Source organism: Pectobacterium sp. HCp5_1 (assembly GCF_032905925.1).
Classification (GTDB): domain Bacteria; phylum Pseudomonadota; class Gammaproteobacteria; order Enterobacterales; family Enterobacteriaceae; genus Pectobacterium; species Pectobacterium brasiliense_A.
Window position 1 is genome coordinate 1 of sequence record NZ_JAUMIO010000024.1, and the last position, 25,412, is coordinate 25,412.

29 protein-coding genes and 1 tRNA gene are annotated in these 25,412 nt (G+C 48.1%); 16 read left to right on the forward strand and 14 right to left on the reverse strand.

Translation table 11 applies throughout. The annotated features are described in order from the left end of the window. Window positions 1–159: 159 nt before the first annotated feature. A complete protein-coding gene (locus Q3A88_RS15850) occupies window positions 160–447 on the reverse strand; it encodes a putative quinol monooxygenase (protein ID WP_039464669.1) in 288 nt (95 codons plus the stop codon). A 184-nt stretch (window positions 448–631) separates the two neighbouring features. On the opposite strand from Q3A88_RS15850, the gene pyrC reads away from it, so the two are divergent. The 6 genes from pyrC (at window position 632) to Q3A88_RS15880 (ending at window position 4,474) form a co-directional block, all read left to right on the forward strand. Next, window positions 632–1,675 (forward strand): dihydroorotase, encoded by a 1,044-nt coding sequence (gene pyrC / locus Q3A88_RS15855; protein ID WP_119873012.1) that lies wholly within the window; start codon window positions 632–634, stop codon window positions 1,673–1,675. Between the two features lie 106 nt (window positions 1,676–1,781). Beyond that, window positions 1,782–2,021, forward strand: a complete 240-nt coding sequence (gene dinI / locus Q3A88_RS15860) for a DNA damage-inducible protein I (protein ID WP_010276133.1) — start codon at window positions 1,782–1,784, stop codon at window positions 2,019–2,021. Window positions 2,022–2,109: 88 nt separating this feature from the next. Continuing rightward, entirely contained in the window at window positions 2,110–2,367 is a 258-nt protein-coding gene (locus Q3A88_RS15865; RefSeq protein ID WP_010297192.1) for a hypothetical protein, read from the forward strand. A gap of 233 nt (window positions 2,368–2,600) precedes the next feature. Continuing rightward, complete coding sequence (bssS, locus tag Q3A88_RS15870; RefSeq protein WP_010276127.1) at window positions 2,601–2,855, forward strand: biofilm formation regulator BssS; 255 nt, start codon at window positions 2,601–2,603, stop codon at window positions 2,853–2,855. 459 nt (window positions 2,856–3,314) lie between these two features. Then, window positions 3,315–3,869: a cytochrome b gene (locus Q3A88_RS15875; RefSeq protein WP_317178264.1), complete on the forward strand. Its 555-nt coding sequence runs from the start codon at window positions 3,315–3,317 to the stop codon at window positions 3,867–3,869. A gap of 29 nt (window positions 3,870–3,898) precedes the next feature. Beyond that, window positions 3,899–4,474 (forward strand): YceI family protein, encoded by a 576-nt coding sequence (locus Q3A88_RS15880; protein WP_317178282.1) that lies wholly within the window; start codon window positions 3,899–3,901, stop codon window positions 4,472–4,474. A gap of 73 nt (window positions 4,475–4,547) precedes the next feature. Here Q3A88_RS15880 and Q3A88_RS15885 read toward each other — a convergent pair whose 3' ends face one another. Beyond that, a complete protein-coding gene (locus Q3A88_RS15885) occupies window positions 4,548–5,615 on the reverse strand; it encodes a rhodanese-related sulfurtransferase (RefSeq protein ID WP_317178265.1) in 1,068 nt (355 codons plus the stop codon). Between the two features lie 216 nt (window positions 5,616–5,831). Here Q3A88_RS15885 and Q3A88_RS15890 point away from each other — a divergent pair, with 216 nt between their 5' ends. Both Q3A88_RS15890 and Q3A88_RS15895 read left to right on the forward strand, forming a co-directional pair. Next, window positions 5,832–6,926 carry an NADH:flavin oxidoreductase/NADH oxidase gene (locus Q3A88_RS15890; RefSeq protein WP_317178266.1) on the forward strand — a complete coding sequence of 365 codons (1,095 nt, stop codon included), beginning with the start codon at window positions 5,832–5,834 and terminating at the stop codon, window positions 6,924–6,926. A gap of 260 nt (window positions 6,927–7,186) precedes the next feature. Next, a complete protein-coding gene (locus tag Q3A88_RS15895) occupies window positions 7,187–8,107 on the forward strand; it encodes a Kdo(2)-lipid IV(A) acyltransferase (RefSeq protein WP_317178267.1) in 921 nt (306 codons plus the stop codon). A gap of 117 nt (window positions 8,108–8,224) precedes the next feature. On the opposite strand, the gene mdoH is transcribed toward Q3A88_RS15895, so the two are convergent. Both mdoH and Q3A88_RS15905 read right to left on the reverse strand, forming a co-directional pair. Next, window positions 8,225–10,789, reverse strand: coding sequence for a glucans biosynthesis glucosyltransferase MdoH (gene mdoH, locus Q3A88_RS15900; RefSeq protein ID WP_317178268.1), 2,565 nt, complete (start codon window positions 10,787–10,789; stop codon window positions 8,225–8,227). Further along, window positions 10,782–12,284 carry a glucan biosynthesis protein G gene (locus Q3A88_RS15905; protein WP_317178283.1) on the reverse strand — a complete coding sequence of 501 codons (1,503 nt, stop codon included), beginning with the start codon at window positions 12,282–12,284 and terminating at the stop codon, window positions 10,782–10,784. The genes mdoH and Q3A88_RS15905 overlap by 8 nt, the downstream gene beginning before the upstream one ends. Before the next feature lie 443 nt (window positions 12,285–12,727). On the opposite strand from Q3A88_RS15905, the gene Q3A88_RS15910 reads away from it, so the two are divergent. Together Q3A88_RS15910 and Q3A88_RS15915 are read left to right on the forward strand one after the other, a co-directional pair. Then, complete coding sequence (locus Q3A88_RS15910) at window positions 12,728–13,228, forward strand: DUF2946 domain-containing protein (protein WP_317178269.1); 501 nt, start codon at window positions 12,728–12,730, stop codon at window positions 13,226–13,228. Between the two features lie 101 nt (window positions 13,229–13,329). Further along, window positions 13,330–14,850: a PepSY-associated TM helix domain-containing protein gene (locus Q3A88_RS15915; protein ID WP_317178270.1), complete on the forward strand. Its 1,521-nt coding sequence runs from the start codon at window positions 13,330–13,332 to the stop codon at window positions 14,848–14,850. A 109-nt stretch (window positions 14,851–14,959) separates the two neighbouring features. Here the strand turns inward: Q3A88_RS15915 and Q3A88_RS15920 are convergent, their stop codons facing one another. The 3 genes from Q3A88_RS15920 to Q3A88_RS15930 form a co-directional block, all read right to left on the reverse strand. Continuing rightward, window positions 14,960–16,624, reverse strand: coding sequence for a methyl-accepting chemotaxis protein (locus tag Q3A88_RS15920; protein ID WP_110164170.1), 1,665 nt, complete (start codon window positions 16,622–16,624; stop codon window positions 14,960–14,962). A gap of 866 nt (window positions 16,625–17,490) precedes the next feature. Beyond that, on the reverse strand, window positions 17,491–17,772 hold the full coding sequence (locus tag Q3A88_RS15925; RefSeq protein ID WP_014915856.1) for a hypothetical protein: 282 nt from the start codon (window positions 17,770–17,772) through the stop codon (window positions 17,491–17,493). Window positions 17,773–17,930: 158 nt separating this feature from the next. After that, entirely contained in the window at window positions 17,931–18,230 is a 300-nt protein-coding gene (locus tag Q3A88_RS15930) for a hypothetical protein (RefSeq protein WP_110164169.1), read from the reverse strand. A 155-nt stretch (window positions 18,231–18,385) separates the two neighbouring features. Here Q3A88_RS15930 and Q3A88_RS15935 point away from each other — a divergent pair, with 155 nt between their 5' ends. Next, entirely contained in the window at window positions 18,386–18,571 is a 186-nt protein-coding gene (locus Q3A88_RS15935) for a GhoT/OrtT family toxin (protein WP_039275654.1), read from the forward strand. 67 nt (window positions 18,572–18,638) lie between these two features. Here the strand turns inward: Q3A88_RS15935 and Q3A88_RS15940 are convergent, their stop codons facing one another. The 4 genes from Q3A88_RS15940 to Q3A88_RS15955 form a co-directional block, all read right to left on the reverse strand. Beyond that, a complete protein-coding gene (locus Q3A88_RS15940; protein ID WP_014915858.1) occupies window positions 18,639–19,067 on the reverse strand; it encodes a universal stress protein in 429 nt (142 codons plus the stop codon). 166 nt (window positions 19,068–19,233) lie between these two features. Then, entirely contained in the window at window positions 19,234–19,689 is a 456-nt protein-coding gene (locus tag Q3A88_RS15945; RefSeq protein ID WP_110164168.1) for a GNAT family N-acetyltransferase, read from the reverse strand. 4 nt (window positions 19,690–19,693) lie between these two features. After that, on the reverse strand, window positions 19,694–20,218 hold the full coding sequence (locus tag Q3A88_RS15950; RefSeq protein ID WP_039498583.1) for an isochorismatase family protein: 525 nt from the start codon (window positions 20,216–20,218) through the stop codon (window positions 19,694–19,696). Between the two features lie 88 nt (window positions 20,219–20,306). Continuing rightward, window positions 20,307–20,729, reverse strand: a complete 423-nt coding sequence (locus Q3A88_RS15955) for an NUDIX hydrolase (protein ID WP_110164167.1) — start codon at window positions 20,727–20,729, stop codon at window positions 20,307–20,309. Between the two features lie 466 nt (window positions 20,730–21,195). Between Q3A88_RS15955 and Q3A88_RS15960 the strand changes: the two genes are divergently transcribed. Further along, on the forward strand, window positions 21,196–21,450 hold the full coding sequence (locus Q3A88_RS15960) for a biofilm/acid-resistance regulator YmgB/AriR (RefSeq protein ID WP_110164166.1): 255 nt from the start codon (window positions 21,196–21,198) through the stop codon (window positions 21,448–21,450). Window positions 21,451–21,835: 385 nt separating this feature from the next. On the opposite strand, the gene Q3A88_RS15965 is transcribed toward Q3A88_RS15960, so the two are convergent. Beyond that, window positions 21,836–21,923 (reverse strand) — tRNA-Ser (locus Q3A88_RS15965). 286 nt (window positions 21,924–22,209) lie between these two features. Here Q3A88_RS15965 and yccA point away from each other — a divergent pair. Then, window positions 22,210–22,869, forward strand: a complete 660-nt coding sequence (gene yccA, locus Q3A88_RS15970; RefSeq protein ID WP_010276064.1) for an FtsH protease modulator YccA — start codon at window positions 22,210–22,212, stop codon at window positions 22,867–22,869. A gap of 110 nt (window positions 22,870–22,979) precedes the next feature. Next, a complete protein-coding gene (gene tusE, locus Q3A88_RS15975; protein WP_039285879.1) occupies window positions 22,980–23,309 on the forward strand; it encodes a sulfurtransferase TusE in 330 nt (109 codons plus the stop codon). A 12-nt stretch (window positions 23,310–23,321) separates the two neighbouring features. On the opposite strand, the gene yccX is transcribed toward tusE, so the two are convergent. Further along, the gene (gene yccX / locus Q3A88_RS15980) at window positions 23,322–23,600 is read right to left on the reverse strand and encodes an acylphosphatase (RefSeq protein WP_110164165.1); all 279 of its coding nucleotides are present in this window, start codon (window positions 23,598–23,600) and stop codon (window positions 23,322–23,324) included. Between the two features lie 227 nt (window positions 23,601–23,827). On the opposite strand from yccX, the gene hspQ reads away from it, so the two are divergent. Then, on the forward strand, window positions 23,828–24,136 hold the full coding sequence (gene hspQ / locus Q3A88_RS15985) for a heat shock protein HspQ (RefSeq protein WP_039275664.1): 309 nt from the start codon (window positions 23,828–23,830) through the stop codon (window positions 24,134–24,136). 81 nt (window positions 24,137–24,217) lie between these two features. Here the strand turns inward: hspQ and Q3A88_RS15990 are convergent, their stop codons facing one another. Further along, on the reverse strand, window positions 24,218–24,631 hold the full coding sequence (locus Q3A88_RS15990) for a CoA-binding protein (RefSeq protein ID WP_014915866.1): 414 nt from the start codon (window positions 24,629–24,631) through the stop codon (window positions 24,218–24,220). 194 nt (window positions 24,632–24,825) lie between these two features. Here Q3A88_RS15990 and Q3A88_RS15995 point away from each other — a divergent pair, with 194 nt between their 5' ends. Continuing rightward, window positions 24,826–25,350: a DUF2057 family protein gene (locus Q3A88_RS15995; protein WP_110164164.1), complete on the forward strand. Its 525-nt coding sequence runs from the start codon at window positions 24,826–24,828 to the stop codon at window positions 25,348–25,350. The last annotated feature ends 62 nt before the right edge of the window (window positions 25,351–25,412 follow it).

The following is a 25,412-nucleotide window of genomic DNA, read 5'->3' on the forward strand; positions in this document are numbered from 1 at the left end:
AGGTCTGCGTCTCGTCAAGCCAGGTCGAAAGCATAAAAAAGCCCCATCAGAGAATTGATGAGGCTATTGTCGTCTACCCGCCGGATCGTTCAACCGATCATTTTGCTTAACCGATCGGTGTTACGCAATTGCGTGGGTTTTTTTATGAATAGCGTTTTGTTAGCCTAAAAGATTCAATAGCTTGATATCTACACTGTCCGTTTTGCCATCCAGCTCCGCCAGCAGATTTTTGAAGTGATCGCTCTGCTCATGTGATGCCAGCGCATCTCGATCTTTCCAGCGTTCGAAAAACACAAACGAACCGGGTTTATCCACGACTTCATGCAGATCATACTGCACATTACCTGCTTCCTGTCGGCTAGGTGCCACCACGCGTTTCAGCGTTGCGGTAACATCTGCAACGAACTCTGCTTTTGCCTGAATGGTAGCGACAATACGAATTTCCATATACATCCCTTATTTATCAATGAAAAGATAATGCTATCAGATGCCAATCTACGGTTAATTTCAAGCATTCATCAACAAACGGATGCATTCAAATGGCTTTGCGCTTATCCTTATCCCCCGCCGTATCAGTCCCAAAACCAACCGAAAGATGCTGTTTTTCTACTGACCGCCGGAGCGCAATTCCATGACCGCACAGCCCACTATTCTTAAAATCCGTCGCCCTGACGATTGGCACATTCACCTGCGTGACGATCGGATGCTGGAAACCGTTCTCCCCTATACCAGCCGTTTCTTTGGCCGTGCGATTGTTATGCCTAACCTGACGCCGCCGATTACCAGCGTAGCCAGCGCAATAGCGTATCGTCAGCGCATTTTAGCCGCTGTCCCACAGGGTGATGATTTTCATCCGCTGATGACGTGCTACCTAACCGATGCACTTGATGTCAACGAAGTCGTGAGTGGTTTTGAGCAAGGCGTCTTTACCGCAGCCAAGCTCTATCCCGCCAATGCCACAACAAACTCCAGCCATGGGGTCACCAGCGTCGCCAATATCTCCGGCATTCTGGAACAAATGCAGAAAATTGGCATGCCGTTACTCATCCACGGCGAAGTGACCGACTCTGCCGTCGATATTTTCGATCGAGAAGCACGCTTCATCGAAACGGTGCTGGAACCATTACGCCAACAGTTCCCTGAGCTGAAAGTCGTCCTCGAGCACATTACGACGAAAGAAGCCGCGCAGTATGTTGTTGAAGGTAATGATTATCTCGCCGCAACCATTACACCGCAGCATCTGATGTTTAACCGTAACCATATGCTGGTTGGTGGCGTTCGCCCTCACCTATATTGCCTGCCAATCTTAAAACGCAATACGCATCAGCAGGCGCTACGTGAAGCCGTCGCTAGCGGCTGTGACCGGCTTTTCCTCGGCACTGATTCCGCGCCGCATGCAAAACACAGAAAAGAGTCCAGCTGCGGCTGTGCCGGTGTGTTCAATGCTCAGGCCGCATTAAGTACATATGCCACCGTTTTTGAAGAAATGAACGCGCTGGATAAACTCGAAGCATTCTGCTCCCTGAATGGCCCACGTTTTTATGGCCTGCCGGTGAACGACAGCTGGATTGAGCTTCATCGTGAAACCGTCACGTTCCCTGAAGAAATCGCTCTCGGCGACGAGTCGCTAATCCCCTTCCTCGCCGGACAAAGCCTCAACTGGTCAGTCCGTTAACCGACAAGCCCATCCGCATTGTGCCGATGGGCTAAATTTTATTGCGCGTCTTGTTCTCCACTTGCAATAACTGTATAAATAAACAGTTTAAAATTTGGAGGTCAGCATGCGCGTAGAAATCACTCTTGCAAAGACAACGCCTTTACCCGCTGGTGCAGTCGAAGCACTCAGGCATGAACTGGAAAAGCGTATTCACAAAATTTATCCCGATACCCCCATTCAGGTGCGTTATGCGTCTGCAAATAATCTGACAGTCATGGGGGCTGGCAAAGAGGACAAAGATCGTATCTCTGAAATCTTGCAGGAAACGTGGGAAAGCGCCGACGACTGGTTTACCGCAGAGTAATCTAAAGCTTGAAAAATAACGAAGATATAGGCTGTAATGACAGCTTAAAGCGGCGTTTCGCCATGTGCTATGACCGAGGGTATCAGTTATGACGGTAGAAAAACCAGAAGAGGCAATGACATTCGGGGAACTGCTGGAGCTGATTGGCGAGCAACAACGCAAGATCGACGCTCTGGAACTTGCCTTTTCGTCCCTGGCATTCTGCCTTGATGAGAAAGCAAACAAGCTGATGATTCACAATCTGGCACTCGAATCTCAAAATGAGAATCGGGATCCAGCGATGAAAAAATACCTTGCCCGACTTGCTGCCGCATTGGAGAAAAATGCAGGGTTTGGCGTGGAATAATGCTCTGCCATCTCTGTTAACAACACCTTCGGGATGAAAGTCTATTCGTCCCGATATTTCATCTGACGCATCCCTTAGCCATACCTGCCTGTGTAATATTTTTTACGAAAAATTGAAAATATTTCCCATAAATTAAATAAGCAGCAGTATACTGATAATGTTCATTTAAAAAAATGAACTACCTGAAGCCTCATTAGTCACTCATGTTAGTAACTAGTCAATAAGGGGTATTTATGGATAGAAAAAATGAAGTTATTCAGACACATCCTCTTGTAGGTTGGGACATCAGCACCGTTGACAGTTATGACGCCATGATGATCCGTTTGCACTACTTATCCACCTCGGACCAGGCACCAGATGAAGCACATGTCGACCGGACGCTTTGGCTAACAACCGATGTTGCAAGGCAACTGATACACATACTCGAAGCCGGTATTGCAAAAATCGAATCAACAGACTGTGACGCCAGTGATTATCGAAAACATTAGTAATTGATAACGTTATTAATATTATATTCAATACCCATTAAGTTTCTTAAATAATAACAACACCGCCAATAGCGCGGTGTTGTTATTTTAGGGCTATTCTCATTTCTTTTTATATCCATCAATAAATGAAGTCGTGCCTATCTTTTTTATACTATCACCGCCCTGATACTAATAATCACCCGCTATATCATTATTCAACTAATAGAGCCGTTTTCCAGTGCAATTAATTTATCTCACTACAGTCTTTATTCATCTTTCGCCTGAAAACAGGCATTAGAAATATCTATTTCCAGTAAAGAACTTCCATAACCAAACTGAATAAATTATGAATTTAAATTCAAAAAAATTGTTCATGCTTATGATAATGTTACGATTTTAAAGTTTATATTGATTTTATGTTTCTTCCTGTTAAATTTCGCCGAATTGACTGCGTTACCGATCTGATAAGGAGTTATCACCATGCTTTGGCGTAATACCTCTTCTCGTTATGGCCATATCAGCATTCTTTTGCACTGGATTGCAGCGTTAACCGTTTATGGCATGTTCGCTTTAGGGCTGTGGATGGTCACATTAGGGTACTACAATATTTGGTATCACCGAGCCCCAGAGATTCACAAAGCCATTGGCGTGCTGTTCTTTGCCATCTTACTCTTTCGCGTGGTATGGCGTTTTATCTCCCCACCGCCTCCGCCGTTGAAAAGCTACTCCACATTAACCCGCATCAGCGCGACGCTGGCTCATATTGCACTTTATGTCATTCTTTTCGCCATTCTCATTAGTGGATATCTCATTTCCACTGCCGAAGGGCATTCTATCTCAGTTTTTGGCTGGTTTTCTGTTCCGGCCATTGTCAGCGGCTTGACGGATCAGGCCGATATAGCAGGCGACGTGCATCTTTATCTTGCATGGGCGGTGGTTGCCTTATCAGCGCTGCACGGTTTAGCCGCATTAAAACACCACTTTATCGATGGTGATAACACGTTGAAACGGATGTTGGGTCGCAACGTTCCTTAACTTTCTGGATTTATGGAGAAATACCAATGCTGAAGAAAACACTACTGAGCCTGACCGCAGTATCCATGCTTGCCTCTGCCGGTTCTGCACTGGCGGCAGAATACAAGTTCGATAAAGAAGGCCAGCACGCGTTTATCGAATTCCGCATTAAACACCTCGGTTATAGCTGGCTTTACGGCAGCTTTAACGACTTCGATGGCTCTTTTACCTTTGATGAGAAAAACCCATCAGCGGATAAAGTGAATGTCACTATCAACACCAACAGCGTTGATACCAACCACGCTGAACGTGACAAGCACCTTCGCAGTGCAGAATTTTTAAACGTTACCAAGCATCCACAGGCAACGTTTACGTCCACTGAAGTGAAGAAAGACGGTGAGGATTACGATATTACCGGCAACCTGACCTTAAATGGCGTCACCAAGCCCGTTAAGCTGGATGCCAAACTCATCGGTCAGGGTGATGACCCGTGGGGTAACTATCGTGCAGGATTCCAAGCCGAAGGCACTATCAAGCTGAAAGACTTCAACATTACGACCGATTTGGGTCCAGCTTCACAGGATGTAGAACTGATTATTGCCGTTGAAGGCGTTCGCCAGAAATAAGGCAGCACCACGCATCAACACGTCACAGCCCTTTCCATTGGAAAGGGCTTTTTATTGCACGATGAGCCGTTCGCTATTCAGCCTTGTCTTTCGCTGCAGGGGCAGGAATGCGCAACGTTGACTGCAATAATCCTTTGGATTTATTGAAAATCTTCATTCCATTCTCACGCCCGCTGCGTATCGCCCTTTGTTCTTCCAGCGGAAGCTTCATCTCATCCTGACACTGCGTACTGCAACAGCCTTCGTATTTTGCGGCGCAGCTCGGACATTGGATAAACAGAAGGTGACACCCTTCATTACGGCAGTTAGTGTGACTATCACACGACGCGCCGCACTGGTGGCAATGCGCGATGACGTCATCAGAGATACGCTCTCCCATCCGTTCATCAAACACGAAATTCTTACCGATAAACTTCAGCGGTAAGCCTTGGGCTTTAGCCTGACGCGTATACTCAATAATACCGCCCTCGACGTGATACACGTTTTTAAAGCCGTGATGCAGCATGTAGGCACTGGCCTTTTCGCAGCGAATACCGCCCGTACAGTACATGACAATATTTTTATCACGCACCTCGTCCAGCATTTCAACCGCCATCGGTAGCTGCTCACGAAAGGTATCCGACGGCACTTCCAGCGCATTCTCGAAATGTCCGACTTCGTATTCGTAATGATTACGCATATCGACAAATACGGTATCAGGATCGTCAGCCATCGCATTGACCTGATCGGCTTTCAGGTATTGCCCGACATTCGCAGGGTTAAAAGTAGGATCGTCAATGCCATCGGCAACAATCCGTTCGCGTACTTTCATACGCAATACCCAGAACGATTTTCCGTCATCTTCCAAAGCGATGTTTAAGCGAATCTGATCGAGTGCCGGATGTGCACTGAACAATGCGGTTTTAAACGCATCGAACTGATTATTAGGTACGCTGATTTGGGCGTTAATCCCTTCAGTGGCAATATAGATGCGTCCGAAGACCTTATATTGCTCAAGCTGAATATACAGACGATCGCGAAAGGCTTTTGGATCGTCAATCGCAAAATATTTATAGAAGGAAACTGTGGTACGCGGCTCGGTTTCCGCAAGCATACGCGCCTTCAGTTCCTCATTAGAAATTCGGTTATGTAACACTGGCATGGTGTACGTTCCTGTCTTCATTGAGGTTAGCATGTGGCGTTCATCATCAAGCTATAGCTCGACATACTGAATCGCCCGGCATCATACCTGATAGCGCTGAGGCTGTCAGGGCATGAAATGAATAGCGTAACGAGAAAGAGTGATCTACCGTAAACCCATGACCTCTTGGATTCATTTTCGCTTTCATGAAGTATCATTATCGAAGGATCTATCATTATGAGTCAGCTTTTCTCCCCGGTATCGCTGGGTAAGCTCGAACTGCCCAACCGAATCATCATTGCCCCCATGTGTCAGTATTCAGCGGAGGACGGCAAGGCGACAGCCTGGCATACCATGCATTTAGGTAATCTGTCACATTCTGGCGCTGGGCTACTTATTATTGAGGCGACCGCTGTTTCACCAGAAGGGCGGATTTCCCCTCACGACCTTGGTTTGTGGGATGACGCGACGGAACAGGCTCTTGCTGGTGCGGTTCACGCAGTCAAAACCTATTCTGCCATTCCTCTCGGCATACAGCTCGGGCACGCGGGTCGCAAAGCATCAACAGGCGTGCCGTGGAGCGGGCGAGCATTTCTGCGCCCGGAACAGGGCGGTTGGCAAACTATTGCACCATCGGCTGTTCCTTATAATGACAGTGATGTGCCACCGCAGGCCATGTCAGAACTGCAAATCCGTGCGCTAATTGACTCGTTCGTTGACTCCGCTAAACGTGCGGATCGTCTGGGCTTTGATCTGATAGAGATTCATGCTGCCCACGGCTATTTATTGCACCAGTTCCTCTCACCGCTGACAAACCAGCGCACGGACGGCTACGGCGGATCGCTTCAAAATCGGATGCGTCTGGTCATTGAAATTTACCGTGCGATACGCGACGTTTTCCCTGAACATAAAGCCGTCGGCGTACGCATTTCTGCAACAGATGGTGTGGAAGGCGGTTGGGATCTGGAACAGTCCGTACAGCTCAGTAAAGCGCTGCACGAATTGGGCTGTGATTTCATCCATGTCTCCAGCGGCGGGCTATCGCCGTTGCAACAGATTCATCCTGCGCCGAATTATCAGGTGCCCTATGCGCAGCGAATTAAGCAAGAGGTGGGTATTACGACCATCGCCGTTGGATTAATAACCGAACCGGAACAGGCAGAAGCGATCGTTGCAACCGGTGAGGCAGACGCTATCGGGCTGGCTCGCGCGATACTCTTCGATCCTCGCTGGCCGTGGCATGCGGCGGCTAGACTAGGCGCGCAGGTCTCCGCCCCTGCACAGTACTGGCGTAGTGAACCACGCTACGCCAGAGGTATTTTCAAACAGTAACGATGAATACGATGTGCCTGGCGATCCTATCTGGGTCGCCGCTTCCCCCTCTCGCCACGCGGTATGCCAACAAAGGTTAAAACTCATTCTCTGAAGATGGTACGATCAAGTCCGCTTTTTGCATAAAAATCAGTCAATAACACAACGGTAATTTGTTTTATTGGCAAAGCACCGCAATAATCTATCTTGCAGTTGACCATTAACTCGTTCTTTTTAACGGTTCGCGTGCTGACCAGCACCAAAATATTGATACTGAGATCATGACACAAATCCCTTCTTTTAATCGTTCATTGCTACATCCGCGCTACTGGCTCACCTGGTTGGGCATCGGCATCCTGTACCTTATCGTTTTGCTTCCTTACCCCGTTATTCATCGTATCGGTACCGCTCTCGGCTATCTGGCTATGCGCCTGCTACCAAAGCGCGTCAAGATCGCCGCCCGCAACCTTGAGCTGTGTTTCCCCGACATGCCACAGGCTGAGCGTGATGTGTTAGTCAGGAAGAATTTCGAATCTGTCGGCATGGGCGTAGTTGAAACAGGCATGGCCTGGTTTTGGCCGAATTGGCGTATTGAGCGCTGGTTTACGGTGACAGGCGTTGAACACATCCTTCCTGAGAACGAACGGAAGCAAGGGGTACTGCTCATCGGGCTGCATTTTTTAACATTGGAACTCGGTGCGCGAGTTTTTGGCATGTACAATCCGGGGATCGGCGTCTATCGTCCGAATGATAACAAGCTGATTGACTGGTTACAGACGTGGGGAAGAATGCGGTCTAATAAATCCATGCTGGACCGAAAAGATCTGAAGGGCATGATTCGCGCTCTCAAGCAGGGCGACATTATCTGGTATGCCCCAGATCATGATTATGGCCCACGCAGTAGCGTATTCGCACCTCTGTTTGCCGTAGAGAAAGCAGCGACAACCCGCGGTAGCTACATGCTGATAAAAACGGCACGCCCGGCAGTCATCCCTTTTGTGCCTCGCCGACTGCCTGACGGCAAAGGCTATGAACTACTGATCCAGCCAGCGGAACAGGATGCACCTGTAGATAATGAAACTACGACTGCCGCTTGGATGAACAACGTGGTTGAACAGAACATTCTGCTCGCACTGGATCAATACATGTGGCTGCATCGCCGTTTTAAAACGCGTCCGGAAGGCGAACCGTCCCTTTATTAACGAATGCACTCCTGTAGTTTCAGGCGCTACGACACCTTATGACAGACGAAAAAAAGCAACGGCATTGATTGCCGTTGCTGTATCTTTCACACCACTCATTTTCTACACTACAAGCAGCTAGTTTTTGATATGAGGTGCGGGAAGTTTCTGGTAAGACTCAACCCACGCAGCATACGTTTCCGGCTTTTGCCACACATGGTAGTGCAGGCGCGAGATCGTCACAGGATCGCTAAGCAACGCCAGGCGCTGGTTATTGCTCACCTCTTCCGGCTTGCGATTCAAGGCATCACGCACATTCTGCTCACGTACGTCTTCAATCGCTCGGCTGAAGCGATGGCGCGCCGTCGCCATTGCACTGGCAAGGGAGTTAATTGACGGATCAAAGACAGCCTGCATAAATCCATTATCGAGTCTACGCTGGTGGTTCAATCGGCAATATTCATCCGTAGCGACCAGTTCGCGCGGCGGATTAAACTCTTCCGGTATCATCAACAGCTTGGCACGCTTACAACCCAGCCCTAATGACGCGCGGCTCGAATAAACCGAAACGAACGGCGACAAAATCAGCGAGAAGACAATCGGAGCCAGCCACCACAGGAAGCGTAGATCCAGCCATGCCATGCCAATCGCCCAGACCAGACCCAGAATCAACTGAGAACCGTGGCGCACAAACGCCTCACTCCACGGGGTCGCATCGTCATCACGCTGTGGAGAATTCCACTGCACCGACCAGCCGAGAAACGCACTGACAACAAATACCGTGTGGAACAGCATTCGAACCGGAGCCAGCAGAACCGAGAACAGCATTTCCAGCAGCAGAGAAAGGAATACCCGGACAGCGCCGCCGTACTCTTTTGCCCCTTTCGCCCACACCAGAATCACGCTCAACAGTTTTGGCAAGAATAGCAAGACCAATGTCGTCGAGAAGAGCGCGATAGCCAGTTCCGGCCGCCACTGTGGCCAGACGGGGAACAGCTGCCGGGGCTGCAAGAAGTACTGTGGTTCCATCAGCGTATGCACAACCTGTAAGGCTGTAGAGAGCACCAGAAACATAAACCACAGCGGTGCAGACAGATAAGACATCACACCGGTAAGGAAAACAGCACGGTGAACCGGATGCATACCTTTAACCAGGAACAACCGGAAATTCATCAGGTTACCATGGCACCAGCGGCGGTCACGTTTCAGTTCATCCAATAGGTTAGGCGGCAGCTCTTCATAGCTTCCCGGTAGGTCGTATGCAATCCATACGCCCCAGCCAGCACGGCGCATCAGCGCAGCTTCAACGAAGTCGTGAGACAGAATCGCACCAGCGAACGAACCTTCACCCGGCAGCGGTGCCAAAGCACAGTGCTCGATGAACGGTTTAACGCGGATAATGGCGTTATGTCCCCAGTAGTGCGACTCACCCAGTTGCCAAAAATGCAGGCCCGCGGTGAACAGCGGCCCATAGACACGCGTGGCAAACTGCTGGCAGCGTGCATATAACGTATCCATGCCCGATGCTTTCGGCGAGGACTGGATAATACCGGCGTTCGGATTTGCTTCCATCAGTCTGACCAGAGACGTCAGACATTCGCCGCTCATCACGCTATCGGCGTCCAGAATCACCATGTAGCTGTACTGGTTACCCCAACGGCGGCAGAAATCATCGATATTACCGCTCTTACGTTTGACGCGACGACGACGACGACGATAGAAGATACGCCCTGCTCCACCAACATCACGGCACAGCTCCATCCAGGCTTTTTGCTCTGCTACGCAGATATCGGGATCGTTACTGTCGCTCAGGACGTAAATATCAAAATGCTCAAGGTTGCCCGTCGCTTCAACCGATTCATACGTCGCACGTAATCCCGCAAACACGCGTTCTACGTCTTCGTTACAAATCGGCATGATTAACGCCGTGCGATGCTCGGGATTCAGCGCCTCGTTACCCACTGTCGTGGAAGAGATACTGTATTTATCTCGACCAATCAGCAATTGCAGGAACCCCATCAGCGCGGTCCAGAACCCGGCCGACACCCAACAGAACAGCACCGCGAAGAGAACGAGTATGCCGCTTTGCAACACATAAGGCAGCAACTGCATCACCGAGCGCGTCCACGGCTGACCCGCCATTTCAAACGGATCGATCAGCGCCCACCCCTGATAAGGAAGGATGGTTTTCATGTACCAGGTGGCGATCGCCGTCTGGAACAACGTCAACACCAGCAGAATATAGCGGCGGATTGTCCCCACCAGACGCCAGCGGTTTTCGGAAATTTTCTCTTCCGGGCTGTAATGAGGACGAGGCGGCGCGGTACGGCCCAGCAGACTTTCCCACCAGCGAATCAGTGGGTTCGTCCGCCAGACATCAGGAAACATAGAGGCGCGTGTGATGACGGGCATCGCTTTTAATGCCGTCCGCCCTTCTCTATCTGTGCCGAGCTGCTTACCGTTGTCCAGACCATCAGCCCAGGCCATTTCAAGACGAGCCTGCACGGAATGCAGCGCAGCATCGTCTTCTGCCTGAACATTGACCTGGCTGCCTGCAGACTGGCTACCTTCAGACAACGTCTGATGCAAAACGGCCTGATCGTTCCAGGCCGCTTGCGGTAATTTTTCGCGAAGAACCTCTGCCTGCGGAGCAGGCAGAGGTAGTTTCTCAATATAATCGAGAGAAGAAGTTGACTTATTCATTAGCAGGCAGCTGATTGCTCCAGGTTTCAGTCAATGTCGTTTCGCCATTAACCAACGCAGCTCTCATTTCAGTCGGCTGTTTCGCATCCTTCACACGCAAACGCAGCGTCAGACGCCAGCCATGAGTTACCGGGTTATAGCGAACATTATTTTCTACAATCTCGCCGTTGTCGCCAATGCTGACCTGAGAGGCTACTGGAGCGTTCTCATCCAACTCTTTTAAATTCGGTCCAACAAAATCCACAATGTAAGCGATCGTACCGTCAGGCTGGCGGATCAGGTTAGATTGTTTAACATCACCGGCAGAACGGCGAGTCTGTTGAACATAGGCAATGTTCGGGGAATGCAGTTGATCTTCGTCGCGCGTAAAGTGCAGACGATATTTAATATCCAGCGGTTTGCCCGTTTCTGGCAACACATCCGGTGTCCAGAAGGCAACGATATTGTCGTTGGTTTCATCCGCGGTAGGGATTTCAACCAGTTCAACTTTTCCTTTGCCCCACTCGCCTTTCGGCTCAACCCAGCCACTTGGACGCAGATCGTAACGGTCATCAAGATCTTCGTAGGCGGCGAAATCACGGCCACGCTGCAACAGACCAAACCCTTTCGGATTTTCTACCGCATAGGTGCTCACGGACAGGTGTTTAGGATTGTTCAGCGGACGCCAAATCCATTCGCCATTACCGGCATGAATTGACAGACCGTTAGAATCGTTCAGCGCCGGACGGTAGTTCAGCGTTGGCGACGGCTGGTTCGGGCCAAACAGATACATACTGGTCAGCGGAGCGATACCCAGCTTGCCCACTTTGTCACGCATGAACACTTTAGCCTGAACGTCTACGACGCTGTCACGCCCCGGATAAACGGTAAAACGGTAAGCCCCTGCGGCACGTGGCGAATCCAACAGCGCATAAATCACCAGGTGTTTATCATTTGGTTTTGGACGTTCAATCCAGAACTCACGGAAACGCGGGAATTCTTCACCAGAAGGCAACGCCGTATCGATCGCCAAACCACGCGCCGATAAGCCATAAATCTGGCCTTTACCGACCACACGGAAATAGCTGGCACCCAGCATACTGACAATTTCATCGTTCTTATCGGCTTTATTGATCGGATAGAGAACTTTAAAACCGGCAAAGCCGAGATTTTTAACCGTTTCAGGATCGTGATTGACGGAGCCAAAATCAAAATACTCAGGAGAATATTTAATCTCATCAACCGTTGTCGCCGTCACTTCATTAATTTTCACCGGGGTATCGAAATACATGCCCTGATGGTAAAACTGAAGTTTGAAAGGCGTCTGTACATTATTCCAGTATGATTTGTCGTTATTGAAACGAATTTGCTGGTAGTCCGCAAATTTCATATCACGGAATTGCGCAGGAAGATTACTTTTCGGCGCTTCAAAACCCTTTTCAGCCAGCTTTTCGGCCTGCTGTGCTACATCATCAATAGAGAATGCCCAAGCTGGCACTGTGCTTACTGACAGCATAACGGCGGCGGACAGCCAGCGAAGGCTAGCAACCCGCTGTTTAAACCCAAATTTATTATCCAGCACAGCTCCCCCTGTTCGTGTGCTTCAATCAACTAAAATCCATATTAATGGATAAGTTAGCTTTCCGACAACTTGATAAAGATATTGTTCATCATAATAGGTCAGCGTTTAAACAACGAGAACGCTAAAGCATGATAAACCGGGTTGTCAAAATGGAAAACAGCCACGGACTATAGCGAATATCGCCCTGCGCGGGCGTAGGATTATTCCGTTTACGCCCGTGCAATTTCCTGACGTGTCATTGATAGAAATCGGAACGGATAGCAACAGCACTTCACATGTCACTGGCAGTATGCCGAGTATAAACATTTGTGTAACAATGCAGGGACAAGTAAAGTACACTCCTTGGCTGAACCCGGTATTGTTGAATTAAGACTGCTATGCTTTTGTCCGTACTACGACGGCGAAGTTTCCCAGCCTGGGTCGGCATCTTCGCTATTTTGACCATCTTCATCGCCCCAGTGATTTCACAAACACTGGTGCTTCATGGGGCCCATGCTCATGAAAATGGTACAAACACGCATAGATCGACTGCATATACTCGTACAACTGCACATATGGCCGACGCAGATGATACAGCAGCGTCCGCCAGCCACAGCAGCAGTATAACCGAACCGCACCATAATCCTACCGGACATCAGATGTCCGGGCATCACGCAACACAATCACACCATTCTCCCTCGTCGCCATCCATGATGATGGACCATGCTGCTTGCGGTTACTGCGTACTCTTTTCGTATACGCCAGCGCTGTTCGCAACAGGTACCCCCAATCCCATACTGGCTGCGTCTTTATCGGAAGCATTGGTTATTCATTTTCTTTCCCGCATTGTCCTTCCTGAGCGTTATGCTTCTCCTGTAGTCCGCGCCCCACCTTTCTGAATCACGCATCATCATGCTCATGTACATTTATAACGCACCGCGCTATACCCTTTCAGGTGTGGCGTTTGATGATTTTTTGCTAAGTGATTTCAGAGGAGTCTATGTCACACCCTAATCAGGCATCAGCCACTGCTGCCTCCGGCTCACGCCCAGCCGGAGAAACGGCGTCGGATAAACACGCGATGGATAACGTATCGCCACGTGCTGCGATCGTTGCCCTGTTCATCCGGCTTCATTTCTATATCGGTATTTTTGTCGGTCCTTTTATTTTCGTCGCGGCTCTGACAGGGACGCTGTATGTCCTGACACCGCAGATTGAAAACCGGCTGTATTCACACCAGCTTTTCACCGAGAGTCAGGGCTCGCCACATTCTCTGTCTGAGCAAATCCATGCTGCACAGGTGGGGCTCGCTCACCGTCAGGATGCAAAACTGCTTGCGGTACGTCCTGCACCGGTAGCCGGAGAAACCACCCGCGTCATGTTTACCTTGCCGGAATTGGGGACATCGGAAAGCCGCGCTGTTTTCATCGATCCGGTTTCGCTGGAAAATCGTGGCAGTGAGATTGTTTACGGCACCAGCGGCATTCTGCCATTCCGTATCTGGCTTGATTACCTGCACCGCGGGCTGCTGTTAGGCGATGTCGGGCGTAATTACAGCGAGCTGGCAGCATCCTGGCTGTGGGTCGCAGCACTGGGCGGCATGGTTATCTGGTGGTCAACTCGACATCTGTCTTCAGCGACCAAACGGCGGAGATTGAAGAATAGCCAGACGACAACAGCAAAGACGCAGCGTCTGCGCCACTGGCACGCCACAATGGGGCTGACTCTTGTGCTTGGTTTGCTCTTTTTCTCCGTAACGGGGTTAACCTGGTCGCAATGGGCGGGAAGCAATATTTCTGTCGCGCGTACCGCACTAGGGTGGCAGACCCCATCGGTGAACACACAGTTGCCCACACCGATGTCTCATCACGACATGATGCACGGTCACGATATGGCGATGACTACGGATGAACATGCAGAGCACCATGCGTCGATGCCAATGGAGAATGTCGAAGCCGCTTCACCCGCGTTATTTGATGAAGTGCTGGCTGCCGCGCGCAATGCTGGGATTGATGCCAATAAAATCGAAATCCGCCCTGCCACCAAGCCGCACCGTGCCTGGACCGTCAGTGAGATCGATCGTTCCTGGCCAACGCAGGTTGATGCCGTGTCGGTTAACCCAGATACGCTGGAGATTATCGACAAAACTGATTTCAACACCTTCCCGCTTGCCGCCAAGCTCACCCGCTGGGGAGTGGATGCACATATGGGCGTGTTATTCGGTTTACCAAACCAACTTATCCTCGCGGCATTTGGTCTTGGGCTCTGTACGATGATTGTGTGGGGTTATCGGATGTGGTGGATACGTCGTCCAAAATCTCGCCATGACGCTAATCCGTTCAACACGCTGACGGCGGCATTGTTAAGGGTTCCGCTCTTTCAGCGTGTGTTGATTGCGCTTATTACGCTGCTGCTGGCAGTGAGCTTGCCCGTCATGGGGATCAGCCTGCTCATCTTCCTGCTCATTGATGTTGTTCGGTGGTATATGAATCATCCTAAGCAAACTATCGCTAAAAGCTGATTTCCGTCCTGTCATCATTGCCCGACACGGCAATAAAAAACCGCCATTGTGTTACACAACGCGTGCACACAATGGCGGTCAATCAGCAATACCGTTTAACGACAAAACGTTAGAACGTGGTCCAATCCGCTAACTCACCTTTGGCTGCTGTTTTTTCTGTACGACCATTTTTAGGGGCAGCCAGCGCGGGCGTTTCTGCTTTTCTATTTAATGTCGCACTTTTGTACGATGCACCAAGATTGAATACGCTGACCGTACGCGCGAGGCTATTGGCTTGATCCTGCAAAGAGAGCGCAGCGGCGGCAGATTCTTCAACCAGCGCGGCGTTTTGCTGGGTTGTCGTATCAATCTGCCCAACGGCCAGATTGATCTGGTTAATTCCATCACTTTGCTCACGGCTGGCCTGCGCAATTTCGCTGATGAGTCCCGTTACGCCCTGCACATTCGTCACCAATGAGTTCATCGTGATGCCGGTTTCTTCTACCAGCCCCATGCCGTCCTGCACTTTCTTGAACGAGTCATCGATAAGCTCTTTGATTTCTTTTGCCGCCGTAGCGCTTCGCTGAGCCAGCGCACGTACCTCACTGGCGACAACAGCAAACCCTCTGCCCTGTTCACCCGCTCGCGCCGCTTCGACAGCCGCATTCAGCGCCAGAATGTTAGTTTGGAATGCAATGCCATCAATCACGCCGATAATTTCCGCCATACGCTGTGACGAATCACGAATACCACGCATTTCCTGCGTTACTGTTTCCATCATGGCACCGCTTTTCTTCACCGTTGCCGACGTACTGGCCGCAAGGTCTGTCGCCTGCGTCGTGTTATCGGCAGTATTTCTTATTGTCGACGTCAATTGTTCCATTGATGACGCCGTTTCTTCCAGCGAGCTTGCCTGTTCTTCCGTTCGGGCAGATAAATCCTGGTTCCCCGCAGCAATTTGCGATGCGGCACTAGAGATCGTTTCTGCCCCATCACGCACCTGGCTGACAATCTGCCTTAAGCTGCTGTTCATATTATTCAAGGCGGATAACAGCTGACCGGTTTCATCTTTACGATCGGTATAAATTTCAGAGGTCAGATCGCCTTTCGCGACATTTTCGGCAACACCCAGTGCTTCCTGTAGCGGCTGAGTTACGCTACGGGTAATCAATGAAGCAATAATTAATCCAGCCAGCGCACTGATGATAATGATCGTAGCGAGGACCATCAGCGCATTTTTATAGCTGTCCCCTACTTCTTGCGCTGAGGATGCCATTTTATCATCCTGTATATCGATGAATTCATGAACCTTGCTGGTGTATTTTGCCTGAGTAACACGCGTGACATTGAAGTACTCTTCGGCAGCCGCGTCGGTGTTACCTGCTGAGACCAGTGCAGAGAGTTTGTTCGCTGAACCAAGGAAATCGCGTCGGATATCGCTAATATCACGCAGTATCGCAACGGATTTATCGTCGCTTACCGATTGGTTCAAGTACTCCATGAGTTCAGATATCGTTCCTGAACGCTCTTTGTTCAGCGCCAACTGTTTGTTAATTTCACTTTCTGATTTAAGGAGTAACAGCAGTTGCTGATTATTGAGGTAATTATTCAGCTCATCAATGAGCTTGTTACTTTTGACGGTGAGTGGGTAATTTTGCGAAACAATCTCATCCATTTTTTCGTGAAAGTCACTTAGCTTTGAAATTGCAACACTACCAATTACCAAAAGCATTAATACCAGAAAAGAAAATCCCGCCCCTAATCGATATCCTATACGCCAGTTGGACAAACTCATTAACATCTCCTTAATTAATTTTCTCTATCTGTATAAAAATATATAATTAAAAAATTAATATTTATTTAATAAATACAGATGGCTCCAATACTCTTTTTCATAACAAAAAATACACATCTCTGGACAGATTATTTATATGCCCTGGTGAGAAACATAAACAATATGTAGATAGACATGCTCATCGAACCACATCCATCACAGCGCGGTCGAATGGGTCTAGCCAGATACGGCGCTCGGTACAAGACACCTGCACATACCGGCAGTGGAAAAACGTCATCCTTTACCCCTCATCTTTCACCGCACGCTCTCGTCCATAGCTGATTTTTTACATTCCCATATGCTCGATAAAACCCAGGAGCATTACCGCCACTAAAATTAGGGTTAAATAGCAGCGACAAGGGTGAATAAAAAACCAGAACACGCCTTCCTTACGCCGAAGGTGGTATCGGCCTTTTGTAGATAATCTTTATATTTTCTAACTTATGGCATTAATATCTATTAAATCGATCATTTTTTTATAATCTATCTATTTATAAGATATATGTTTTTTCAGGAAGGAAAAATATTGCATTTAAGATGTAACAACAAATTCAAAAACAAAAGGTAACAATTCATTATAAAATTAAATAAACACAACCTGAGTTTATATTATGGCGATCGTGGAGAGTGGATATATATGGGATTAGACGAATAGGTTGCAATAGTATACTTTCACGTGATTTTCACTTTCTATACTAGCAGCATTACAGGCAGGATACTTTGAGCAAAGAAACGCACCCAGAGGTCTTTTTATCAAGACCTCTGGGTGATTTAATTTTATTATTTACTTTTTGAATCAATCAGAGATTCAACGTCACATTTCTGTATTACTTTTTCTTGGAAGCTGCTTTGGATTTGCCTTTCAGCAATTCCCGGACTTTCTTTAGCTCTTTTTGCGTCAACGGCGCTTCTGCTCCAACTTCTTCTGTACCCTGACTGTCCACTAATTCAGAAGACAACTCAGAGGTCTGGTGGCTTTCATCAAAGCTTCTCAGCAATCGGGCGCTGACTTCTGCACTGATAGATACTTCATTTTCCAGGGCAGCCGCTTTGATTTTTTCTTTCAGCTCTGGGGAAATCTTCAGGGACAGGCTAGATATCTCACTCATTTTATTACCTTTCTCATGGGGTAAAATAGTAAGCTATGACAGCCAGCAAGCAATGTCCATACTGAAATAAAAATTTAATATTTCTGTCACAGAAAAAGCGTAATTATATTCTTAGCAAGAAGATTATTATTTCGCTATTTTTATTTCCCTGTCGAATACTATCTCTTTCCGTTTTTCATTCTCCAATCGTCAATCATTTTCCGAGTCACTTCGTCTTTGTAACAGATTGGCGAATATCCTCCTGCCCGACTCCATGCGCTACGCTTACCACACTTGCTGCCATTACGTGCTGAATTATAAGGGCAAGGACAATGACCAGAATAAGACGAAATAGATTCCTGAATGATCTGTTCTTTGATCTGCTCATCAGAAATTCGGACATTTTTCGCCATACTAGGCGTAGAAATAGAAAGCAGGGCCACAACACATACCATCGCAACAGCCAGCGTTGTTTTCATACCAAGGGTCTCATTTTAACCAGAGGACAATAACTACTGTACAAAATACGTACCGAAGAACAATGTCACTCAACTACCCATTAAGAGTTAAAAAATTGATCGTAAAATATTAACAACATAAAATGCAGGTGCTGCGAGGATAAAAGGAAATAAACGTGCCACATCATTCCCCATGGGAACTCATTAAACTGACTTACATGATCGGCTTTGTCGTTTCCCTGATCGTTACGTTCTTGTTAAGTAAAGACAAATCCCTGCTCATCCGATTTTTTGCTTCGTTGATAGTCGGGCTAACCTGGCCATTGAGCTTTCCCGTTGTCCTACTGTTCTCCATTTTTTAAAACGGCTTCATCGTAAGATTGCTGCCCCGTCACCAACCTCAGACGAGGCAGCAGCGTTATGCAAAAACTAGCGGACAACTAAGACTGACATTTTCGCATGGCGAACGATTGCCGCGGCATTTGAACCAAGTAGGTAGGTTTTCACATTCGGTCGCCGCGAACCAATGACGATTAAATCTGCATTAATCTCTTCCGCCAGCGCTAATACTTCGTCTCTGGCCGAACCAAAACTGACGCTACATGATAAACGCGAGGCAGGAAGGTCGATCGTTTTCATCAGTGATTTCAGCTTGTCATTCGCTTTCACCACTGCCTCATTCTCCAACTCTTTTATGCCAAAAGAATAAGCAGATAAAAACGCCGACGCATCTGGGAGGGAATGAAAGAGGTGGATTGCGGCACCCGACATTTTGGCCAACCTGACTGCATGCGTAAGCGCGTGTTTGGTGAGTTCATCTTCTTCTATATCTACTGGCACCAGAATGCTCGTGTACATAATCACCTCTCCCCTACGTGGATAACTGATTACCTGTCAGTCTGTAAGAAGCGTAGTCTGCCCCTCGTCAGCAAAATATGATCCCGTTCACTTTTACGCATGTTGCCTGCAACTTTTAACCCAATCGGCGCACAAAGTAAGCCGTTAGCTCACCTGTGGTTTTCCTTTAAAGCGATCGTGAATAGATACGTGACGATTCACCCCAGGGGTGATAGCCCATTCCGGTAAAGTGAAATCCATGCCGTTCATAAAAACCGAGTAACTCGGTGCATAAATGCAATGCAGAAAAACCAGCACGGCGAGCTTCCTGAGCAAGATGCTCAATCAACCGCCCCGCATAACCTTTGCCACGATAGTTCTCTTCAACGTAAAGCGCGCACAGCCAGGGATAAAGATCCATGCGGCTGATGAAATCATTGGTAATTAACCCTGCACCGCCGATAATTTGCCCATCCTTCTCCAGCAGATACCAATCTGGCAATGGGTTTTCCGCATCAATACAGTGACTGATACAGTCTTCGTAAAGCATCTGCGTCTCATCTGATGCCCAGTGGCGTTGGAAGTACTGGATCGCCTGCTCTTTGTATTCGGGGCGATTTCTGACAGAAATAATATTCAGCATGGAACTAACGACTCGTCTTCCATGAAGCAACGATATGCTCCGTGGTTTCTACCGTAATCGTGTTGCCCGGAATAATAAAATTCCGCCACACGTCGTTGTAATGCGTGACTAGCTGTTCGGCTTTCAGTTCGCCGCGATTCGCCGTCGTATGTGCATCGGCTGCAATCGTCAGCGCATAGCCTCGGCTGGCCGCATTTTTAATGGTTGCATCAACGCAATAGTCCGTCGCACATCCGCAAATCGTTAGGTGGTTAACACCCAATTCAGCCAGCACATCGGCTAACGACGTGCGGTAAAATGCATCACACGCCGTTTTGGTGATAAACAGACTCCCCTCTGGCTGATGCAGTTCAGGTAATAGCTGCCACCCATCGCTGCCAGACAGCATGCCGTCTTCTTCATGCTGAATAAAAATCGTCCGATCTGCTGCATCTGAAAGCTGGTTTATCAATGCGACCGTCTGCGCTTGTCGCGCTCTTGGCGTTGAAAACACCGCATTTTGCATATCAATCACTATCAAAACCTGCATCTTTTTTTCCTTATTTCGACGCTTAACATCGGCACGGATTATCATCACGGATCAACGGCATGCCATCATCCCAACCAGTCAATTCCGACTAGATCATGTCCACTATACCATGAGGATAAAACTTGATTTCCCCTGAGCGCAGCAAATCAATATCAAACCAGCGAGTCACGATCGGAACACCGTTTGTCTCTATCCCATGAATGATATCTTGTTGATAAAGAGACTCATCCTGAAATCTGGCCTCATAGACAAAGACAATCTCATGACCCGGCTTGCCATTGTAGGAGAAGATATTCTCCGAAACGCCCAACAGCGAAAAGTCTTTGGTCGCTGCACTGATTTCCTCCTGAACCTCCCTTTCCGCCGCGGCCTGCGACAGTTCGCCAAAATCGATGCCTCCACCGAGCGGCAACACATAGTGCTCATCTTTTATCGGGTCATACCCTTCAGCTAACAGGATCTTGTCATTATTGCGGAAAAGACAAACTGCTTTTGCTCTGATCTTTTGCATGCCAACGCTCCAGGTAAACTACGGAACTATGTTCGATAAACAGACATTTTTTGCTAAAACGACATGAACCACAGAAAACATCATCTCCTTGTACAGATCAAAATCTTATAGGTCGTAATCAGAATGCATTAATAGTCTTTATGTTCATTTATTATTTTTCATTGCCTCCTTTCCTTTCGTTATGTTTAACTTATTGAAGTCACGCATCTCACATAATTATTTCAAACATAATATTGGTGGGAAACGAACAATTCATATTTATCCGCCTGACCATTGATCGCCGTCATCCTTTCAGGTTTGGAAGCATTGCTGAGTAACGCAGTGTTTATTTATCTTATCGACTGGTTTTATGCGTATGATCAACTAAAGTTAAGTAACGATTTCTTCATGTCTGGCGGGCGACGCGTTCGTGTTGTCTGGCAAGGCGTGTATTCTATGCCAGAAAACGCAAAAGGGAGGAAAAGCAATGCATCCAGAGGTGCCCCAAAACGAGCTCCCAATATCTGATGTCCTTAACCTTGACTCTCAAGTCAGCGACATGGAAATGCTCGGTAACATTGTGGAAGAAATCATTCAATCCGGTCATTCCGTCAGTAACAAGGCTATCATCGCTAAATTAGTGCACAAGATTGAAACAGAGGCCAACACCGCCTTTCAGGAAAAATATCGTACATTGCTCGATCTGGTTGTTTATAAAACTCAGGATGATTTCCTTATTTAATCTGTAGTCAATACATCAACCTATCGTTTTCAATAACATGCATATTCCCCAGCTCAGCATTTTATTTAATATACGCAATATCGAACAGGAATATGTAAGTAATAAATAATACCGATATTTATATTGTTATTATTGAGCAATAACTATCGATTTGTTAATGACGAATAGCGCGATGCTTATTTTTTACCAATCGTTAGTATTTATTGCTGAATGAATAGGTGATGGGAAAAACTCGCTTCGTGTCTTCGCTACACGTGTCAACATGCTCAGCGCGGAGGTTGTTACGGACAATCGCCACATCAGCGCCATAAGGTTAGAAACGATTCTGGCATTTGATAATGCAGAAACGAAAACGGGCTAGCCTAAGCTAACCCGTTGAATTTTGTGGCGGAGGAGTAGAGATTCGAACTCTAGAACACTTTCGCGTCGCCGGTTTTCAAGACCGGTGCCTTCAACCACTCGGCCACTCCTCCGCAATGACGCGAACTATAAACAGTGTGTGAGATCTTGTAAAGCATCACAGCGCTCAATCGCCTGAAAAATAGTCTAACGCAGCGCAATTGGACGCAAAACCGTCACGCGGCAGATAAAATAGTGCAATTTATCTCCGGTATCACACCACTTGCCGCACAAAACACAAGCGCGGGCAGAAAAATGAAGAATTTCAGCGTAAAGAAGGGTAAACCATCTTTAATAACGTCATGAAACTATTTACTCTTTGACATTGGATAATAGCACCCTGAAGAGAGAGTCGCTGATATGGATCGTATTGTTGTTTCTTCTACCCGTGAAAGCTCGCTACTCAGCACGCACAAAGTGCTGCGCAACACCTATTTCCTGCTGTCGCTGACACTGGGTTTTTCAGCCGTTACCGCAACGGCAAGCACCGTACTCAACCTACCTGCCCCCGGCTTAATTCTGATGCTGGTTGGGTTTTATGGTCTGATGTTCCTGACGCACAAACTGGCTAACAGCCCCGCAGGCATTCTGGCTGCGTTCGCACTGACCGGATTCATGGGTTATACGCTCGGCCCAATTTTAAGTTCGCTGATTTCCACGGGCGCAGGCGACATTGTCATGCTGGCCCTCGGCGGCACAGCGGTGGTGTTCTTCTGCTGTTCAGCTTATGTCTTAACGACACGTAAGGATATGTCCTTCCTGTCAGGCATGATGATGGCTGGATTCGTTGTCCTGGTTGTTGCCGTTATCGCCAATCTGTTCTTGCAGATCCCGGCTCTGCATCTGGCAATCAGCGCCCTGTTTATTCTGTTCTCTGCGGGTGCCATTCTGTGGGAAACCAGTAACATCATCCACGGTGGCGAAACCAACTACATCCGGGCGACAGTTAGCCTGTATGTCGCGATATACAATATCTTCGTTAGCCTGTTGAGCATTCTGGGCATCATGCGTAACGACTAAGCCCCATCTATCGCCGCACCAAGAAAGCTCCATCTGGGGCTTTTTTTTATTCCGGTGCAGATAGAAAAATTTGGTAAACTGCGGGCTGAACTATCGCAGTCGGAGAGAAGATGTTGGAGTTTGAAGGGCGGACAATCGCAACTGACGCACAGGGTTACCTGATGGACAGCACCGCATGGAGTGAAGCATTGGCTCCCGTGTTAGCGGAACAGGAAGGCATTGTGTTGACTGAACCGCATTGGGAAGTCGTCCGGTTTGTGCGGAATTTTTATCAGGAGTTCAATACGTCACCCGCGATACGCATGCTGGTTAAGGCAATGGCGCAAAAGTATGGTGAGGAGAAAGGAAATAGCCGCTACCTGTACAAACTGTTCCCGAAAGGGCCAGCCAAGCAGGCAACTAAAATCGCCGGCTTACCCAAACCGGTGAAATGCATCTAGCGTCACCCAATTTCAATAGCGGATCGTAAACCCTTCATAGTCCGTCTTGCCATGTGGCTCAATAAGCACCTTATCCACTCTGGCGCTTCGTGGGCCTCCTTGCTTCAGCCACTCAATCAACGCGTCTACCGCATGAGGTTCACCGCTTGCTACCACCTCCACGCTGCCATCATCACAATTGCGTGCATATCCATTGAGCCCAAACTGCCTAGCCTGATGCTGCGTGCTGTAACGAAATCCAACGCCCTGAACCACACCATAGACATAAGCGACCATCGCTATCTTTGCCATCTTCTTCCCCCCCTTTCCTACCCTGCAACCACACAACATTTCATTAGCAGACCTGTATCTTCTAAAAATTTACACCATACTGTTAATAATGTGTTCAGCCAGCGATTCATCAACGAGCACATGACTTGAAAAACGCTGTACGCTAAAAGGCGTTATCGGATGCGGTCATTTTCCCTTCACGCCATCCGCAACGAGTAGAAAGTGTAATCTATTTCCAGGGGGGTGATATGATCATCTGTAAATTTGGTATCGGACAACAGATTCGTCATAGACAACTGGGATTTCCAGGGGTTGTGATTGATATCGATCCCGAATACTCATTAGACACACCCACCTGGGAAGAAATTAGCGGCAATGACACACCGCGCTCCGAACCGTGGTACCACGTTGTGATGGAAGATGACGAAGGCCAACCGATTCATACTTATCTGGCAGAAGCGCAGCTGATGAAGGAAGAGCTTTCTGAGCATGACCACCCTTCGCTAAACGAATTAGCCGAGGTCATTCAACGCCGCGCGCCACAGCTGCGCCATTAGTTTTTCACTACCAGCAAATGCAATGATCAAAGGCAGGCATTGGCGATGTTGTGATATGCAGCATCGCCTACTATCTGCAACTTATTTCTCCAACCCCAACCGCGGGATTTCAATTTTCGGACAGCGATCCATTACGACTGTCAGCCCGGCATCGTGAGCCAAAATGGCGGCTTGCTCATTAATGACACCAATCTGTAGCCACAGAACGGTAGCGCCGATGGCAATGGCCTCTTTGGCAATCTCATAGGCCGCCTCCGGCTGGCGAAAAACATCGACCATATCAACCGGTTTAGGAATATCTTCTAAGCTGGCATACGCTTTTTGACCTAAAAGTGTCTGGCCGGCCAGTTTGGGGCTAACGGGAATAACGTCGTAGCCCTGCTTAAGCAAATATGCCATCACGCCATAACTCGGACGGGATGGATTATCGCTGGCCCCCACTACCGCAATGGTTTTTACCGTTTTCAGTACAGACTCAATCTCTCTGTCATTCATGCTATTCAACCTCTCTTGCGTGATTGATTACAGTGTATCGCACATTCTACGAATAGCATGAAATGGCTTAAGGCCACCTCCGTCTACGCCCTATAGCGCGAAAAATGCCATAACAGCCTGTTTCAAATTGAAACCTTTGACACATTCAGACAATTCCTCAACAATACTTGGATTACGTTCCGTCTGGGAAAATTATGAAATTCGGCGTCATCACTGTCTGCCTTGTTATTGCAGGTTTCAATACCTCTACAATGGCGGCAACAACGTTGAAATTAGATCAGAAAATCAATCTCCTTATGGTTGACGGGAAAAAGATGTCAGGCTCGTTGCTGAAAGGTGCCGATAGCCTCGAACTTGGCAGTGGGCAACACCAGATTCTGTTCAAAGTCGTCGATACTGTCGATGCCCAGACCGGTGCGCCAGCGACCTATTTCCCTTCAACCTTTATTGCGACCTTTAACACGGAAAAAGTGGCATCGGTGTCATTCAAGCTACCGCCGTTGCAAACCCTTCAGGATCGCAAAAATTTTACCGCCCAGCCTCAATATCAATTGCTTGATGAAAAAAATCAGGCGATCCCCGTGCGTACCGATGCGTTTGTGATCGCAGACAATGAGCTACTCGATATAGAGCGAAAAATGTCAGAGTACAACGCGGCGGCGAACGGGGCTTCAGTTGCGGGATTTGCTACCGCACTGAATGAATCCGTAAGCTGGTGATTTTACGCGCAGTCACATCTGATTTTTGATACCCGTTCGCCTTTTCTTGCTTTTATCGCTTT

What these genes read in the sequence shown, in the direction of transcription:
- Q3A88_RS15850 (WP_039464669.1), bottom strand. Translation starts at nt 447, where the DNA reads ATGGAAATTCGTATTGTCGCTACCATTCAGGCAAAAGCAGAGTTCGTT.
- pyrC (WP_119873012.1), top strand. Translation starts at nt 632, where the DNA reads ATGACCGCACAGCCCACTATTCTTAAAATCCGTCGCCCTGACGATTGG.
- dinI (WP_010276133.1), top strand. Translation starts at nt 1,782, where the DNA reads ATGCGCGTAGAAATCACTCTTGCAAAGACAACGCCTTTACCCGCTGGT.
- Q3A88_RS15865 (WP_010297192.1), top strand. Translation starts at nt 2,110, where the DNA reads ATGACGGTAGAAAAACCAGAAGAGGCAATGACATTCGGGGAACTGCTG.
- bssS (WP_010276127.1), top strand. Translation starts at nt 2,601, where the DNA reads ATGGATAGAAAAAATGAAGTTATTCAGACACATCCTCTTGTAGGTTGG.
- Q3A88_RS15875 (WP_317178264.1), top strand. Translation starts at nt 3,315, where the DNA reads ATGCTTTGGCGTAATACCTCTTCTCGTTATGGCCATATCAGCATTCTT.
- Q3A88_RS15885 (WP_317178265.1), bottom strand. Translation starts at nt 5,615, where the DNA reads ATGCCAGTGTTACATAACCGAATTTCTAATGAGGAACTGAAGGCGCGT.
- Q3A88_RS15890 (WP_317178266.1), top strand. Translation starts at nt 5,832, where the DNA reads ATGAGTCAGCTTTTCTCCCCGGTATCGCTGGGTAAGCTCGAACTGCCC.
- Q3A88_RS15895 (WP_317178267.1), top strand. Translation starts at nt 7,187, where the DNA reads ATGACACAAATCCCTTCTTTTAATCGTTCATTGCTACATCCGCGCTAC.
- mdoH (WP_317178268.1), bottom strand. Translation starts at nt 10,789, where the DNA reads ATGAATAAGTCAACTTCTTCTCTCGATTATATTGAGAAACTACCTCTG.
- Q3A88_RS15905 (WP_317178283.1), bottom strand. Translation starts at nt 12,284, where the DNA reads ATGCTGTCAGTAAGCACAGTGCCAGCTTGGGCATTCTCTATTGATGAT.
- Q3A88_RS15910 (WP_317178269.1), top strand. Translation starts at nt 12,728, where the DNA reads ATGCTTTTGTCCGTACTACGACGGCGAAGTTTCCCAGCCTGGGTCGGC.
- Q3A88_RS15915 (WP_317178270.1), top strand. Translation starts at nt 13,330, where the DNA reads ATGTCACACCCTAATCAGGCATCAGCCACTGCTGCCTCCGGCTCACGC.
- Q3A88_RS15920 (WP_110164170.1), bottom strand. Translation starts at nt 16,624, where the DNA reads ATGAGTTTGTCCAACTGGCGTATAGGATATCGATTAGGGGCGGGATTT.
- Q3A88_RS15925 (WP_014915856.1), bottom strand. Translation starts at nt 17,772, where the DNA reads ATGAGTGAGATATCTAGCCTGTCCCTGAAGATTTCCCCAGAGCTGAAA.
- Q3A88_RS15930 (WP_110164169.1), bottom strand. Translation starts at nt 18,230, where the DNA reads ATGAAAACAACGCTGGCTGTTGCGATGGTATGTGTTGTGGCCCTGCTT.
- Q3A88_RS15940 (WP_014915858.1), bottom strand. Translation starts at nt 19,067, where the DNA reads ATGTACACGAGCATTCTGGTGCCAGTAGATATAGAAGAAGATGAACTC.
- Q3A88_RS15945 (WP_110164168.1), bottom strand. Translation starts at nt 19,689, where the DNA reads ATGCTGAATATTATTTCTGTCAGAAATCGCCCCGAATACAAAGAGCAG.
- Q3A88_RS15950 (WP_039498583.1), bottom strand. Translation starts at nt 20,218, where the DNA reads ATGCAGGTTTTGATAGTGATTGATATGCAAAATGCGGTGTTTTCAACG.
- Q3A88_RS15955 (WP_110164167.1), bottom strand. Translation starts at nt 20,729, where the DNA reads ATGCAAAAGATCAGAGCAAAAGCAGTTTGTCTTTTCCGCAATAATGAC.
- Q3A88_RS15960 (WP_110164166.1), top strand. Translation starts at nt 21,196, where the DNA reads ATGCATCCAGAGGTGCCCCAAAACGAGCTCCCAATATCTGATGTCCTT.
- yccA (WP_010276064.1), top strand. Translation starts at nt 22,210, where the DNA reads ATGGATCGTATTGTTGTTTCTTCTACCCGTGAAAGCTCGCTACTCAGC.
- tusE (WP_039285879.1), top strand. Translation starts at nt 22,980, where the DNA reads ATGTTGGAGTTTGAAGGGCGGACAATCGCAACTGACGCACAGGGTTAC.
- yccX (WP_110164165.1), bottom strand. Translation starts at nt 23,600, where the DNA reads ATGGCAAAGATAGCGATGGTCGCTTATGTCTATGGTGTGGTTCAGGGC.
- hspQ (WP_039275664.1), top strand. Translation starts at nt 23,828, where the DNA reads ATGATCATCTGTAAATTTGGTATCGGACAACAGATTCGTCATAGACAA.
- Q3A88_RS15990 (WP_014915866.1), bottom strand. Translation starts at nt 24,631, where the DNA reads ATGAATGACAGAGAGATTGAGTCTGTACTGAAAACGGTAAAAACCATT.
- Q3A88_RS15995 (WP_110164164.1), top strand. Translation starts at nt 24,826, where the DNA reads ATGAAATTCGGCGTCATCACTGTCTGCCTTGTTATTGCAGGTTTCAAT.